Annotated in this window: 14 protein-coding genes; 5 read left to right on the top strand and 9 right to left on the bottom strand. The window is 62.7% G+C overall.

All coding sequences use genetic code 11. From position 1 onward, the window contains the following. Positions 1–53: 53 nt before the first annotated feature. Positions 54–983: an ornithine carbamoyltransferase gene (argF, locus tag AC07WT_RS17405; RefSeq protein ID WP_492590487.1), complete on the bottom strand. Its 930-nt coding sequence runs from the start codon at positions 981–983 to the stop codon at positions 54–56. Positions 984–1,425: 442 nt separating this feature from the next. Between argF and AC07WT_RS17400 the strand changes: the two genes are divergently transcribed. Further along, entirely contained in the window at positions 1,426–1,764 is a 339-nt protein-coding gene (locus tag AC07WT_RS17400) for a DUF3579 domain-containing protein (protein ID WP_494947900.1), read from the top strand. Positions 1,765–1,956: 192 nt separating this feature from the next. On the opposite strand, the gene rpsT is transcribed toward AC07WT_RS17400, so the two are convergent. Further along, on the bottom strand, positions 1,957–2,235 hold the full coding sequence (gene rpsT, locus AC07WT_RS17395) for a 30S ribosomal protein S20 (RefSeq protein ID WP_020069158.1): 279 nt from the start codon (positions 2,233–2,235) through the stop codon (positions 1,957–1,959). 548 nt (positions 2,236–2,783) lie between these two features. Between rpsT and murJ the strand changes: the two genes are divergently transcribed. Then, positions 2,784–4,334, top strand: coding sequence for a murein biosynthesis integral membrane protein MurJ (gene murJ / locus AC07WT_RS17390; RefSeq protein WP_494947899.1), 1,551 nt, complete (start codon positions 2,784–2,786; stop codon positions 4,332–4,334). A 5-nt stretch (positions 4,335–4,339) separates the two neighbouring features. Then, positions 4,340–5,182, top strand: a complete 843-nt coding sequence (locus tag AC07WT_RS17385; RefSeq protein WP_494948444.1) for a SirB1 family protein — start codon at positions 4,340–4,342, stop codon at positions 5,180–5,182. 96 nt (positions 5,183–5,278) lie between these two features. On the opposite strand, the gene AC07WT_RS17380 is transcribed toward AC07WT_RS17385, so the two are convergent. The 5 genes from AC07WT_RS17380 to lpxK all read right to left on the bottom strand — a co-directional run bounded on the left by AC07WT_RS17380 (position 5,279) and on the right by lpxK (position 9,324). Then, positions 5,279–6,037: a 3-hydroxyacyl-CoA dehydrogenase gene (locus tag AC07WT_RS17380; protein ID WP_494947898.1), complete on the bottom strand. Its 759-nt coding sequence runs from the start codon at positions 6,035–6,037 to the stop codon at positions 5,279–5,281. Positions 6,038–6,297: 260 nt separating this feature from the next. Next, the gene (adk, locus tag AC07WT_RS17375; RefSeq protein ID WP_492590491.1) at positions 6,298–6,963 is read right to left on the bottom strand and encodes an adenylate kinase; all 666 of its coding nucleotides are present in this window, start codon (positions 6,961–6,963) and stop codon (positions 6,298–6,300) included. A gap of 215 nt (positions 6,964–7,178) precedes the next feature. Then, positions 7,179–7,979, bottom strand: coding sequence for a 3-deoxy-manno-octulosonate cytidylyltransferase (gene kdsB, locus AC07WT_RS17370; protein ID WP_494947897.1), 801 nt, complete (start codon positions 7,977–7,979; stop codon positions 7,179–7,181). Positions 7,980–8,123: 144 nt separating this feature from the next. Beyond that, positions 8,124–8,327 (bottom strand): Trm112 family protein, encoded by a 204-nt coding sequence (locus tag AC07WT_RS17365; protein WP_492590493.1) that lies wholly within the window; start codon positions 8,325–8,327, stop codon positions 8,124–8,126. Continuing rightward, complete coding sequence (gene lpxK, locus AC07WT_RS17360) at positions 8,308–9,324, bottom strand: tetraacyldisaccharide 4'-kinase (protein WP_494947896.1); 1,017 nt, start codon at positions 9,322–9,324, stop codon at positions 8,308–8,310. The genes AC07WT_RS17365 and lpxK overlap by 20 nt, the downstream gene beginning before the upstream one ends. Before the next feature lie 608 nt (positions 9,325–9,932). Here lpxK and xseA point away from each other — a divergent pair. Continuing rightward, positions 9,933–11,312 (top strand): exodeoxyribonuclease VII large subunit, encoded by a 1,380-nt coding sequence (gene xseA, locus AC07WT_RS17355; RefSeq protein ID WP_492590495.1) that lies wholly within the window; start codon positions 9,933–9,935, stop codon positions 11,310–11,312. Between the two features lie 196 nt (positions 11,313–11,508). Then, complete coding sequence (gene sodB / locus AC07WT_RS17350) at positions 11,509–12,087, top strand: superoxide dismutase [Fe] (RefSeq protein ID WP_494947895.1); 579 nt, start codon at positions 11,509–11,511, stop codon at positions 12,085–12,087. A 161-nt stretch (positions 12,088–12,248) separates the two neighbouring features. On the opposite strand, the gene AC07WT_RS17345 is transcribed toward sodB, so the two are convergent. Further along, positions 12,249–13,682: an NYN domain-containing protein gene (locus tag AC07WT_RS17345; RefSeq protein ID WP_494947894.1), complete on the bottom strand. Its 1,434-nt coding sequence runs from the start codon at positions 13,680–13,682 to the stop codon at positions 12,249–12,251. A 196-nt stretch (positions 13,683–13,878) separates the two neighbouring features. Next, the gene (gene clpP / locus AC07WT_RS17340) at positions 13,879–14,526 is read right to left on the bottom strand and encodes an ATP-dependent Clp endopeptidase proteolytic subunit ClpP (protein WP_494947893.1); all 648 of its coding nucleotides are present in this window, start codon (positions 14,524–14,526) and stop codon (positions 13,879–13,881) included. Between the last annotated feature and the right edge of the window lie 44 nt (positions 14,527–14,570).

Here is a 14,570-nt window from a genome sequence, read left to right as displayed (position 1 = left end):
GCCACGTCGCAAGGTCCCGTCGCGCTTCACGCAAATGCTGCGCGATAGCTCGCTCAGTGATTCAGCTTGCCGAGCAGCAAATATTCCATCAAAGCCTTTTGCACGTGCAGACGGTTTTCCGCTTCGTCCCACACGACGCTTTGCGGGCCGTCAATCACTTCCGCGCTGACTTCCTCACCGCGGTGTGCGGGCAGGCAATGCATGAAGAGCGCATCTGGATTCGCGCGCGCCATCATGTCGGCATCGACGCACCAGTCTGCGAACGCTTTTTTGCGCGCTTCGTTTTCGGCTTCGAAGCCCATGCTGGTCCACACGTCTGTGGTGACCAGGTCGGCGCCCGCGCAGGCTTCATGCGGATCGTCGAATTCCTGGAAGAAGGGCGCGCTCCCGGGCGCGACCAGCGCGCGGTCGAGCTTGTAGCCCGGCGGCGTGGACAGGCGCAGCTTGAAGCCGAGAATCTGCGCGGCTTCGATCCATGTGTACAGCATGTTGTTGGCGTCGCCGACCCACGCGACCGTCTTGCCGCGAATCGGCCCGCGATGCTCGAAGTACGTGAAGATGTCCGCCAGCACCTGGCACGGGTGATATTCGTTGGTCAGCCCGTTGATCACGGGCACGCGCGAATTCTCGGCAAAGCGCTGGAGGATGTCCTGGCCGAAGGTGCGGATCATGATGATGTCGACCATGCGCGAGATCACTTGCGCTGCGTCTTCGATCGGTTCGCCGCGGCCGAGCTGTGTGTCGCGCGTGCTCATGAACACGGCGTGGCCGCCCAGTTGGAAGATGCCGGCTTCGAACGACAGGCGCGTGCGCGTCGAGTTTTTCTCGAAGATCATCGCGAGCGTGCGGTCGTGCAGCGGATGGTAAGTCTCGTAGTTCTTGAACTTACGCTTCAGAATGCGTGCGCGTTCCAGCACGTACTCGTAGTCGTCCAGCGAGAAATCCTTGAACTGCAGATAGTGGCGAATTTTCTTGGCGGTCATGAAACAAATACGGCGGTCTCACCCGGCAGGATTGCCGGACGGCGCCGCCGTCGTTTGTGGTAACTCAATGCAGCATAAAGGATTTCGCCTCGTTTGACGAGTCGCCCAAAAGGCTGGTGAAGGCGTGTGAAAGCCTCGCGCAACCTTCGGACGAGACTTATGTGCACTGCGGAAAAAGGTCTGCTGCGCTATAATCCGCGGGTTATCCCAAAGCCCAGCAGGCCGGTATTTCGCTTGCGGGACACGGCTCGCGCGCCCGGAAAGCTGTCCTGGCGGTGCGCCGTCATGACGATCGCCAGGGCGGCTGTGTGCAGCCTTCTTTTGCGGTCTCTGGCGGCGCGGTTCGCCATAGGGGCGTGTACGACGTGTTCAGGCAGTTAAAGAGCCGATTTACCGTCCGCTTTGCTCTCACCTCGCTGGGCAGTCACACAGGTATTCCTACATGGCCGAAGCACCCCCAACCGAATATTTCATTCAGGGCATCACCTCGACCGGAAAAAGATTTCGGCCGAGCGACTGGTCGGAGCGGCTCGCGGGCGTGATGTCGTGCTTCGGCCCGGGCGCCAAGGGGCCGAACGCTTACCTGCAATACTCGCTGTACGTCCGGCCAACCATGATCGGCGACCTCAAATGCGTGATTCTGGATTCGCGCTTGCGCGACATCGAACCCATGGCCTTCGATTTCGTGCTCAACTTCGCGAAAGACAACGACCTCGTCGTGACAGAGGCGTGTGAGTTGCCCCCCGAGCACGGCACGCAGCAAGGCAAAAACTCGCGTTAAAGCGCAAGCGAGCATCAGCAAAAAAACAAAAACCCGCCGGCAGCGGGTTTTTTTGTGTCCGAAGCATGGGCTTCGGCGCGCAACCCGTCGGTCGCGAAAGATCATGAAGCGCCAAGCAAAAAAGCCCGCCGAAGCGGGCTTTCATGACGCAGCGGAAACAGGAGGTAGCCCACCGAAGCGGGCTGACCGGATTTACTGCGCTGCGGACGCTTGCAGACCCTTGATGGCTGCAGCGAGGCGGCTCTTATGGCGAGCTGCCTTGTTCTTGTGAACGATTTTCTTGTCGGCGATGATGTCGATGGTCTTCGACGACGCCTGGAAGATTTCAGCGGCCTTAGCCTTGTCGCCGGCGTCGATCGCCTTGCGCACAGCCTTGATAGCCGTGCGGAACTTCGAGCGCAGTGCCGAGTTGTGCGAGTTTGCCTTGGCGGCCTGGCGGGCGCGCTTGCGTGCTTGTGCGGAGTTAGCCATGACGGTTCCTTATCCTGTTCCTGTTTCCAGTACCTGACCTTCAAGTGGTAAGGCGCTGCTTTTTGATCCGAACTCTTGGAAGCGATTGCCCAAGAGCGCAAAAGTGTCGAAATAATCGACGAATTAGCCGATCGAACTACGTGAAAGCGGGCTCGTGTTCGGGGTGTTTCGAGGCCGGGTAGTGCACTGATAGTGCGACTTTAGACCCCGTCCGAAAATTGAGCGAGCTTCGAAACCGGCGATTATAGCAACAAAATCAGGCACGTGGCAACGGGGAATGAACAACCCGAATGAGCCGGTCCGGTGCGCGAAGCCTTCCGTTCCGTAAGCCGCCACGCGCCGCGCGCCTGCTGGTGCGCTCGTTTGTGCGCGTTTGTACGTTTATCGGCGCGATGGCAGGAGGCTCGCGACTGGCCCGCGAGCCAGCCGGCGCAAGCAACAAAAAACGTCTCGATCGGCCTTCCGATCGAACGTCTGCGGCTCAAATCGGTCCGAATCGCGTCCTGGCTCGTCGTCCGCACTTGCGGCACCCGTATAATAAGCGCCCCATGAATCTATTCCGAGCCCTGCTGACGGTCAGCGGCTTCACGCTGCTGTCGCGCGTGACCGGACTGGCCCGCGAAACACTGATCGCCCGCGCGTTCGGTGCCAGTCAATTCACTGACGCGTTCTACGTCGCCTTCCGCATTCCAAACCTGCTGCGCCGCATTTCCGCGGAAGGTGCATTCTCACAGGCCTTCGTGCCGATTCTCGCCGAGTTCAAGAACCAGCAGGGACACGACGCCACCAAGGCGCTCGTCGACGCCACCTCGACGGTGCTAGCCTGGGCGTTGGCGATCCTGTCGGGGATCGGCGTGGTGGGGGCGTCGGGCGTGGTGTTTGCCGTCGCGTCCGGTTTGGCGCATGAGGGCCAAGCCTACGCGCTCGCGGTCACCATGACGCGCATCATGTTCCCGTACATCATTTTCATCTCGCTGACGTCGCTGGCGTCGGGCGTGCTGAACACATACAAGAACTTCTCGCTGCCGGCGTTCGCGCCGGTCCTGCTGAACGTCGCGTTCATCGTCGCGGCGGTGTTCGTCGCGCCGCATCTGCAAACGCCGGTGTACGCGCTCGCGTGGGCGGTGATCGCGGGCGGCGTGCTGCAGTTCGTGGTGCAACTGCCGGGTCTGAAGAAGATCGACATGCTGCCGCGCATCGGCCTCGATCCGCTGCTGGCGCTTGCGCATCGCGGCGTGAAGCGGGTGCTCTCGAAGATGGTGCCGGCGATGTTCGCCGTGTCGGTCGCCCAGATCAGCCTGATCATCAACACCAATATTGCGTCGCGGATCGGGCCGGGCGCGGTTTCGTGGATCAACTATGCCGACCGCCTGATGGAGTTTCCGACCGCGCTGCTCGGCGTCGCGCTCGGCACGATCCTGTTGCCGAGTCTGTCGAAAGCACACGTCGACGCCGATCCGCACGAATATTCGTCGTTGCTCGACTGGGGGTTGCGCGTGACCTTCCTGCTGGCCGCGCCGAGCGCGTTCGCGTTGTTTTTCTTCGCCGAGCCGCTTACCGCGACGCTGTTTCATTACGGCAAGTTCGACGGCAATTCGGTCGTGATGGTCGGCCGCGCGCTGGCGGCTTACGGCATCGGGCTGATCGGCCTGATTCTCATCAAGATCCTCGCGCCCGGTTTCTACGCGAAGCAGGACATCAAAACGCCGGTGAAGATCGGCGTCGGCGTGCTGATCGTCACGCAATTGAGCAACTACCTGTTCGTGCCGATTTTCTCGCATGCGGGCCTCACGCTGAGCGTCGGGCTGGGTGCGTGCGTCAATGCGCTGTTGTTGTTCATCGGCTTGCGCAGGCGCGGCATCTATATGCCGTCGAAGGGCTGGCTGAAGTTTTTCGTGCAATTGTTCGGTGCCTGCCTCGTGCTGGCCGGCGCGATGCATTGGCTGGCGATCAGCTTCGACTGGATCGGCATGCATAACCGGCCGGTCGACCGCATCGTCTTGCTGGGCGCGTGCCTCGTTCTGTTCGCCGCGCTATATTTCGGTATGCTTTGGCTGATGGGCTTCAAGTACGCGTATTTCAAAAGGCGAGCGAAGTGATCACGATGACGCGGGTTCTCGACTATTTCAGCACACTCGTCGCCGAAGACGACAGCCTGCCGCTGACCGAGGCGGCGCTCTCGCTCGCGCAGGACGCTTATCCCGATCTCGATCTGCAAGGCACGCTCGCCGAGATCGACGAGCTGGTGGTGCGTCTTCAGCGCCGCATGCCGGACGACGCCGACATCCAGCAGAAAGTCGGCATCCTGAACCGGTTTTTCTTCCGCGAACTGGGTTTCGCCAGCAACCTCAACGATTATTACGATCCCGATAACAGCCATCTGAACGCGGTGCTCAAGCGCCGCCGCGGCATTCCGATTTCGCTGGCGGTGCTGTATCTGGAGATGGCCGAGCAGATCGGCATTCCGGTGCGCGGCGTGTCGTTCCCGGGTCATTTTCTGCTGCGCGTGACGACGCCCGATGGCGACGTGATGCTCGATCCGACCAGCGGGCATTCGCTGTCCGAATCAGAGATGGTGGAGATGCTGGAGCCGTATGTGGCGTCGGCGGGCGAGTCGGTGAGCCGGACGCTGCGCATGCTGCTGCAACCGGCGACGCGGCGCGAGATCATCGCCCGTATGCTGCGCAATCTGAAGTCCACTTATCTTCAGACGGAACGCTGGCAGCGGTTGCTGGCGGTGCAGCAGCGCCTCGTGATCCTGTTGCCGGAAAGTATCGAAGAAGTGCGCGACCGTGGCTTTGCTTACGCGCGGCTCGATTATCTGCGCCCGGCACTCGAGGATCTCGAACGCTATCTCGGCGATCGACCGGATGCCGAGGACGCGACGGTGGTGGAGTCGCAGTTGCACGAGTTGCGGCAACGCACCCAGCACAACGACCGCGACTAGAAACGGTCTCGATCAAAACAGAACGCCTGCGCGTGACATCATGCGCAGGCGTTTTTCATTGGCGCGGCAGCACTGACCCACCGTGTGAATGCGGGCTTACTTCGGCTGCATGCGGATCGCGCCGTCCAGACGAATCACTTCGCCGTTGAGCATCGGATTGTCGAAGATCTGCTTGGCCAGCATCGCGTATTCCGCCGGTTTGCCCAGGCGCGGCGGGAACGGCACCATCGCGCCGAGCGCGTCCTGCACTTCCTGCGGCATGCCGAGCAGCATCGGCGTTTCGAAGATGCCCGGGGCAATCGTCATCACGCGGATCGCGTTGCGCGACAGGTCGCGCGCGATCGGCAGCGTCATGCCGACCACGCCGCTTTTCGACGCCGCGTAAGCCGCCTGGCCGATCTGGCCGTCGTACGCGGCCACCGACGCCGTGTTGACGATCACGCCGCGCTCGCCGTTCGCGTTGGGTTCGTTCTTCGACATCGCCGCAGCAGCGAGCCGGATCATATTGAAGGTGCCGACCAGGTTGATCGAGATGGTGCGCACAAACGAGTCGAGCGGATGCGGTCCGTCCTTGCCGACCGTCTTGATGGCCGGCGCGATGCCCGCGCAATTGACGAGGCCACGCAGCGTGCCGAGCTTCGTGGCAGCTTCGACCGCTTGCGTTGCGTCTTCTTCGCGGCTCACGTCGCATTTGACGAACACGCCGCCGAGTTCTTTGGCGAGCGCTTCACCTGCCTCCTGGTTCAGGTCGGCGAGCACCACCTTGCCGCCGTGCTCGACGAACAGGCGCGCGGTAGCGGCGCCGAGGCCGGACGCACCGCCGGTGATCAGGAATACGTTGTCACGAATCTCCATGTCTTCTCCTTTGCTTCGGTTCAGTAATGTCGAGATCGAATATTTTTTCGATGAACGATTGTAGCGGCTATGTTGCAGCGCGGAAAGCGGAGCGGGCGGCGGGCGCATCGGCCCAGTGTGACGGCTCGCGAAGGAACCGCTATGGATGGCTAAATAATGCTGGGCGTGGCGTATAGCGGCGAGCGCAACGCACGCGGCGGCCGGCAATAAAAAACCCGCCGGTACGGGCGGGTTTTTTAACAGCTGACGCCAATGCGGATTTACTTCAGCGCTTCGAACGCGCGTTCACGAATCTCATCGACCGTGCCGAGGCCCGAAATGCGCCGATACTGCGGCGCCTTCAGCGGCGACGACGGGTCGCTGTTCTTCGCCCAGTTGTTGTAGTACTCGATCAGCGGCTTGGTCTGCGCAACATACACGTCCAGACGCTTCTTGACCGTTTCTTCCTTGTCGTCGTCGCGCTGGATCAGCGGCTCGCCCGTCACATCGTCCACGCCTTCGACCTTCGGCGGATTGAACTTGACGTGGTACGTCCGGCCCGACGCGGCGTGCGAGCGGCGGCCGCTCATACGCACGATGATCTCGTCGAACGGCACATCGATTTCCAGCACGTAGTCGATCGCGACGCCGGCTTGCTTCATCGCTTCGGCTTGCGGGATCGTGCGCGGAAAGCCGTCGAACAGATAACCGTTCGCGCAGTCCGGTTGCTGCAGACGCTCTTTCACCAGGTTGATGATCAGCTCGTCCGTAACCAGTTCGCCGGCATCCATGAAGCGCTTCGCCTCGATGCCAAGCGGCGTGCCTGCCTTGACGGCCGCGCGCAGCATGTCGCCGGTGGAAATTTGCGGAATGCCGAACTTTTCCTTGATGAAGTTTGCCTGAGTGCCCTTGCCCGCTCCGGGAGCACCCAAAAGGATCAAACGCATGTGATATCTCCAGATCTATGTGAATTCTTTGGCGGCGCTGTAGCCATCCCACGATTCGTCGAGGGACCCGCATCGGCTGCCGCGGCGCGCCTCGCGCTGCGCGTCGAAAACGACGGCGCTGCAAGACGACGACGGCGCGACCGGGTGCAAACCCTGACTCTCGCTTTTAGCGGGAGGCGCGCAGAACCGCCCGATTATGCCATGGGTTTTTCCGCTCAAGCCCCGAATAAAGCTTGCACGCGCGCCAGGTCGGCGGGCGTGTCGACGCCGGGCAGCGGTACGTCCCGGGTGACGAGCACCGCGATGCGCTCGCCGTGCCACATCGCGCGCAGTTGTTCGAGCGCTTCGGCCTGCTCGATCGGCGAGATCGCAAGACTCGGGTAAGTGCGCAGGAATTGGGCGCGATATGCGTACAGGCCGATATGCCGATAAACCGCCGCGGACGCAGGCGGCGCGGGCATTGCGGCCACATTGGGCCAGTGCGGCTGATACGCGTCGCGTGCCCAGGGAATCGGCGCGCGCGAGAAATACAGGGCGATGCCGCGCGCATCGAGCACGACCTTGACGACGTTCGGATTGAAGATTTCGGCGGGGTCGGCGATCGGGTGCGCCGCGGTGGCGATCGCGCAGCCGCTGCTGGCCGCGAGGTGCGACGCCACGCCGCACACCAGCGCCGGGTCGATCAGCGGTTCGTCGCCTTGCACGTTCACCACGATCGTGTCGTCGCTCCAGCCGAACTGCGCCGCCACTTCCGCGAGACGGTCGGTGCCCGACGGATGATCGGCTCGCGTCAGAACGGCTTCGAAGCCGTGCTCGCGGGCCACATCGAGCACGGCTTGCGCGTCGGAGGCGATCAGCACCTGTTGCGCGCCCGATTCGCGCGCGCGCTCGGCGACCCGCACCACCATCGGCTTGCCGCCGATATCGGCGAGCGGCTTGTTGGGCAGACGCGTCGAGGCGAGCCGGGCCGGCACGACGGCGATGAACGGGGGAGTGGTGGCGTTAGCGTGGGTCATCGGAAAGACGAGCGGCGATGAAACCGGAAGAAAGCGCCCGCTATTGCAGGCGAGCGCCGACGAAATTGAACGCAAATGCGGATCGCAAAAGCAGATCGGGAACGCGGGGTTTTCGGCAAATGCCGCAACCCCGTCAGCACAAACTCAGGCGACGGAGCCCGGATTCAGGTCGACGGGCGTGCCTTCCACGGTTTGCCGGGCCTCGTCCACGAGCATGACGGGAATGCCGTCGCGGATCGGGTAGGCGAGCTTGTCGGCATTGCAGATCAGTTCCTGCGCCGGACGGTCGTAGCTGAGCGGGCCCTTGCAGATCGGGCAGACGAGAATTTCAAGCAGGCGAGCGTCCACGGACTTTCTCCACAACTAATGCGATGAGGCGATGATCGAGCGCGGCTTCGACCGGGACAACCCAGATGCGCGCATCGTGCCAGGACCCTAATTTTACCGCATCCTTTTCCGTTATCAGGATGGCATCGGCGTCCACGTCTGTAAAAGGATTGCGCTCGAACGCATAGTGATCGGGCAGCGCGCGGGTAGCGGGCGTGAGGCCGGCGGCGCGCAGCGTCGCGAAAAAACGCTCCGGCGCGCCGATGCCGGCAGCCGCCAGCACGCGCTCGCCGCTGAAATGCACGAGCGGCCGGCGCAGCGCGGGATTGTCGAGATGCCAGGCGTCGGCGGGCGCGAGTTGCAGTGCGAAGGTGTTCGGCCACGCCGGCAGCGCGCGCGCATACGGATCGTTGATCAGCGTTGCGTCGCGGCGGCGCGACAGCGGCTCGCGCAGCGGGCCGGCCGGCAGCAGGAAACCGTTGCCGCCGAGCCGGTGATCGAAGACCACCAGTTCGACATCGCGTGCGAGGCGGTAATGCTGCAAGCCGTCGTCGCTGACGATCACGTCGACCTCGCGATGCGCGGCGCACAGCGCCTGGGCGGCCGCGACGCGGTCCGGGCAGACCCACACCGGCGCACCGGTGCGGCGTGCGATCAGCAGCGGTTCATCGCCGCCGACGCTCGCCGCCGCCGCGGGCGTGACCGGCGTCGGCGCCTTGACGCGCGCGCCGTAGCCGCGCGACACCACGCCGGGCGTAAAACCGGCCGCGCGCAACGCTTCGACCAGCGCGATCACCGTCGGCGTCTTGCCCGTGCCGCCGACGGTCACGTTGCCGACCACTACCACCGGCACACTGACGCGCACCGATTTCAGCCAGCCGAGCGAGAAGGCGGCGCGGCGCGCGGCGGCAACCGCGCCGAACATGCAGGCGAAGGGCGTCAGCGCCCACGCGAGCGGGCCGCGCTGCTGCCATTCGCGTGCGAGGCGAGCTTCGAGACGGTTGTTCAGATCGCTCATCGGCAAGCCGCCGGGATGTGCGGCGCATGACGCGCCGGAAGGGGCCGGGACGTCGGCGTAGAAGCGCTAGGCGCGATACACGGGGCAAGCATCAACGCGGTTCTCCGGGCAATCGAAATCATCGCAAAGTCATCGCGAAGTCATCGAAAAGGCAGTTGAAATCGAGGCGGCGGCATTCACTGCCCAGCGTCTGACGCCGTCTGCAGTGTGCCGTAACGGCGTGCGCCGCGGGGCATTCAGCACGCCGTCGAACCCGCCACTCTAGCGCGCGTGCGTCGTGCGCGGCAAGTCGCGCGCCGGACGGCGCACCACGAATTGACACTTTGGCGAGGCGTTCAATCTGTGGATAACTTTGTGGAGAACCTGCCTCCCGATGGGCTGAGAGGGCCATTCCGAGCGCTCCGGATCGGCAATCATTCTCGTTAGTGAGATATAAACACCATATAAATCAAAGACATGCTTCGGGTTTTCAAGGCCTGGCGGCCAGTTTGGCGGAATTCGCCTGACGGCTCCGGCGATGTGGACACTTTTAACAATCAATACGATGTGCTGGACGTCGCTGGCCGCTCGGTCTATCGTCTGTCCGGCCAGTCAAACACATTCCTCGCATGAATCCCGAAAGCCCTTTTTCGTCGTCGGCCGTGCCCGGCGGCGAGGTCGTCGTTCCCGTATCCGCGCTCAATCGCGCGATCAGCACGATGCTCGAACGCTCGTTTCCGCTCGTCTGGGTCGCCGGCGAAGTGTCGAACTTCACGCGCGCCGCAAGCGGCCATTGGTATTTCTCGATCAAGGACGCGCAGGCGCAGATGCGCTGCGTGATGTTCCGCGGTCGTGCGCAATACGCCGAATTCACGCCGCGCGAAGGCGACCGTATCGAAGTGCGGGCGCTGGTGACGATGTACGAGCCGCGTGGCGAGCTGCAACTGAACGTCGAAGCGGTGCGCCGCACGGGGCAGGGGCGTCTCTACGAAGCATTCCTCAGGCTGAAAGCGCAGCTCGAAGCGGAGGGCCTGTTTGCCGCTGAACGCAAACGCGCGTTGCCGGCTCATCCGCGCGCGATCGGTATCGTGACGTCGTTGCAGGCGGCCGCATTGCGCGATGTGTTGACCACCTTGAGCCGTCGCGCGCCGCATATTCCGGTGATCGTTTATCCGGCGCCGGTGCAGGGCGCGGGCGTCAGCGCGAAACTCGCTGCGATGGTCGAAACGGCGAACGCGCGGCGCGAAGTCGACGTGCTGATCGTGTGCCGAGGCGGCGGTTCGATCGAAGACCTGTGGGCCTTCAACGAAGAAGTGCTTGCGCGCGCGATTGCGGAAAGCGCGTTGCCGGTGGTGAGCGGTGTCGGTCACGAAACCGATTTCACGATCGCCGATTTCGCCGCCGACGTGCGCGCGCCGACGCCGACCGGCGCCGCCGAACTCGTCAGTCCGCAGCGCGTGTTGTTGCTGCGCGAACTCGACCATCGGCATGCGACGCTCGCACGCGGCTTCGGCCGAATGATGGAGCGGCGCGCCCAACAACTCGACTGGCTCGCGCGCCGGCTCGTATCGCCGGCCGAGCGGCTCGCGCGGCAGCGCACGCACTTGCAGCAATTGAGCTTGCGGCTGGCGTCGGCGGGTGCGCGTCCGGTGCGCGACGCACGAGCGCGGTTTTCGCTGCTGCAAATGCGCTGGCAGCGCTGGCGTCCCGATCTCGCCGCGCATCAGGCGACACTGAAGGGCCTCACGCAGCGTCTCGACGCTGCATTGTTACGCCAGCATGAACGTCAGACCGCTCGTATCGCGACGCTCGCCGCGCGGCTCGAAGTGCTCAGTCCGCAGCGCACGCTGGAACGCGGCTATGCCGCTTTGCTCGATGCGCAAAGCGGCCGTGCGGTGCGTGCGCCGTCGTCGTTGAAACCCGGGCGGCGCCTGACGGTGCATCTCGCCGAGGGCTCGGCGGACATCGCTCTGGCCGATGTGCAACCGCGCCTTACCGACGGTTTCTGACACTTCGCCGACACCGTATTTTTGACCTCGCAAACCGCAGGCGCGAGCACTCATTACGCTATCCGTGCAGCATGTTCGCCGATGCCGGACATAAAGTCCGTTGGTTTGCGGGGTTATTCCAAGTCGCCTACAATCCAGTGCTCTACAGCGTTATCCGCAGACTCCCCACAACAGATACAGACAGAAGGAAAGCACCATGGAACATACGCTCCCGCCGCTGCCGTTCGCGAAAAACGCTCTTGCTCCGCACATGTCGGAGGAGACGCTCGAGTTTCACTACGGCAAGCATCACCAGACCTATGTGACTAACCTGAACAATCTGATCAAGGGCACCGAGTTCGAGAACCTGTTGCTCGAAGAGATCGTCAAGAAGGCATCGGGCGGCCTCTTCAACAATGCAGCGCAAGTGTGGAATCACACGTTCTTCTGGAACAGCCTGTCGCCGCAAGGTGGCGGTGCTCCGAGCGGCGCACTCGCTGACGCGATCAACGCCAAGTGGGGTTCCTTCGACAAGTTCAAGGAAGAATTCGCCAAGACCGCAGTCGGCACGTTCGGCTCGGGCTGGGCATGGCTGGTGAAGAAGGCTGACGGTTCGCTCGACCTGGTGTCGACGAGCAACGCTGCTACGCCGCTGACCACGGACGCCAAGGCACTGCTGACGATCGACGTGTGGGAACACGCGTACTACATCGACTATCGCAATGCGCGTCCGAAGTTCGTCGAAGCGTACTGGAACATCGTGAACTGGGCATTCGCCGAGAAGAATTTCGCGTGAAATTGCCGGTGAACGTCGCGCCGCACCAGGCGGCGACGCTCACGACGTGATGTGAAAAAAGCCCCTTTCCGTTGCGGACAGGGGCTTTTTGTTTGCAGCGCGTGATGTGCCGCGTTTGTTGCGAGCCTCTTATGCGAGGACCTGAGGCCCGCGCGAGACGCTCATTCCGCGTCGCTCGTCGCTGCTGTTCTACGCGGACGGCGGCTGCGTGCCGCGGATTTGCGTGCGGCCTTTTTTGCCGCAGCGGGTGCTGCTTCTTGCACCGGCTGCGCGGGTGCTTCAGGAGGCGCCGCGATCTCCGGTACTTCATCGATCGTTCGCTTGGCGGCCTTTTTCGTTTTCTTCGCTGCTGTCTTGCGCGGTGCACGTTCCTTACGACGCTCGGCCGGACTGCCGTGCGCTTCTTCTCGTCCTACTTCTTCGGCCACGGCGACCGGTTCCGCGGCGAAGGTTTCCGGCTCTATCCAGGCGTGCGTCTGCTGTTCACGAGCGGATTCGCTGAGCGCGGGCGCTTGCAGGTCCGCTTCGGTTTCCGCATCGGCCTGCACTCCCGCTTCGGTTTCGCGGCCATGTTCGACAGATGCTCGCTCGTCGCGAGCGGCTTCCTGCTGACCACGCGCTCCCTTGCGATTCCCACGTCCTCTGCGGCGTGACTCATGTTTGCCGCCCGACTCGGCGGCGACCGTTTCCGCTGTCTGCGTTTCATACGTCTGCTCCGCCGATTCAGCCTGTTCAGTCTGTTCGCCTGTCACATTCGCGGCCGTGCTCCGATAAACATAGGCGCCCGACTTTTCGTCGCGGCCAAATTCGAGCAGCCCGCGCGCGTGAGCTTCTTCGAGCAGATTGCCGAACGCGCGAAAACCGTAGTACGTCTCGTTGAAATCCGGCTTGCGGCGCTTGATGGCATTCTTCAGCACCGACGCCCAGATCTTGCCGCTGTCGCCACGCTCGGAGGCCAGCGCGTCGAACGTTTGCACAGCGATCTCGATCGCTTTGGTACGGCGTTTTTCGAGGTCTTCCTTGCTGCGGCTCTTTTCTTCATCCGGCGCGCGTTTGGCCGTTGGCTGGGCGCTCTGCTGCGGTCGCGACGACTCGCGTTTGGCTACCGCGCGCTGACTTTCGCGCACGAGGTCGTCGTAAAAGAAAAACTCGTCGCAGTTCGCGATCAGCAGGTCGGAGGTGGATTGCTGGACGCCGACGCCGATCACCTGCTTGGCGTTTTCACGCAGCTTCGACACCAGCGGCGAAAAGTCCGAGTCGCCGCTGATGATAACGAAGGTATTGACGTGCGATTTGGTGTAACAGAGGTCGAGCGCGTCGACCACCAGCCGGATATCGGCCGAATTCTTGCCCGACTGGCGCACGTGCGGGATTTCGATCAACTCGAAATTGGCCTCGTGCATCGCGCCTTTGAAACTCTTGTAGCGGTCCCAGTCGCAATACGCTTTCTTCACGACAATGCTGCCTTTGAGCAGCAGACGCTCGAGCACCAGCTTGATGTCGAACTTGTCGTACTTCGCGTCGCGCACGCCGAGCGCAACGTTTTCGAAGTCGCAGAATAGCGCCATGCTGACGGTTTCACTGGATGACGCCATGTATATCTCCATTGAAGCGATCGTCAAACTCGACGAATCGCGACCATGATAGCGATTCCTGCGAAGGTGATCAGCTTTTGTGTTTCGGCGCGCACCGATGCGGGAAACAAAAAGCCCGCGGAATTCGAGGGCTTTTTTGCACAATGCGCGAGCCGCGCGGGCGCTTGATGAGCGCGGAGGACGGCGTTTTGCCTCGCTACCCGTCGTGGTAATGGGGCGCACCGCTCAGCGCTGCGCGCGTCTCGAGCACTTCGTCGATCAGGCCATATTCCTTCGCGCCGTGTGCCGACATGAAATTGTCGCGATCGGTGTCGCGCCCGATCTCCTCGAGCGTGCGCCCTGTGCGCTCGGCCATCATCGCGTTCAGCCGTCCGCGCAGATAGAGCACCTCCTTCGCTTGAATCTCGACGTCCGCGGCCGTGCCCTGGCTGCCGCCCGACGGCTGGTGAATCATGATGCGCGCGTTCGGCAGCGCATACCGCTTGCCGCGTTGGCCGGCGGTCAGCAGGAAGGTGCCCATGCTCGCGGCAAAGCCCGTGCACAGCGTCGACACTTCCGGCTTGATGAACTGCATCGTGTCGTAGATCGCGAGGCCGTCGTACACCGAGCCGCCCGGCGAATTGATGTAAAAAGAAATATCCTTGTCGGGATTCTCGGATTCAAGAAACAGCAGCTGCGCGACGATCAGACTGGCCGATTGTTCGTTCACCGGACCGACCAGGAACACGATGCGCTCGCGCAACAGGCGGGAATAGATGTCGTACGCGCGCTCGCCGCGGCCGGATTGTTCGATCACGGTGGGCACGAGGCCGAGGCCGGTGACGGATGGATAGCTGGAATGCATGCGGGCCTCGTTCATGTGGCGCGGTAGTTCGCGGGAGTGGGTGG

It is taken from the genome of Paraburkholderia sp. GW821-FHT02A12 (assembly GCF_059422005.1).
This window is presented reverse-complemented; position numbering and strand designations above follow the sequence as displayed.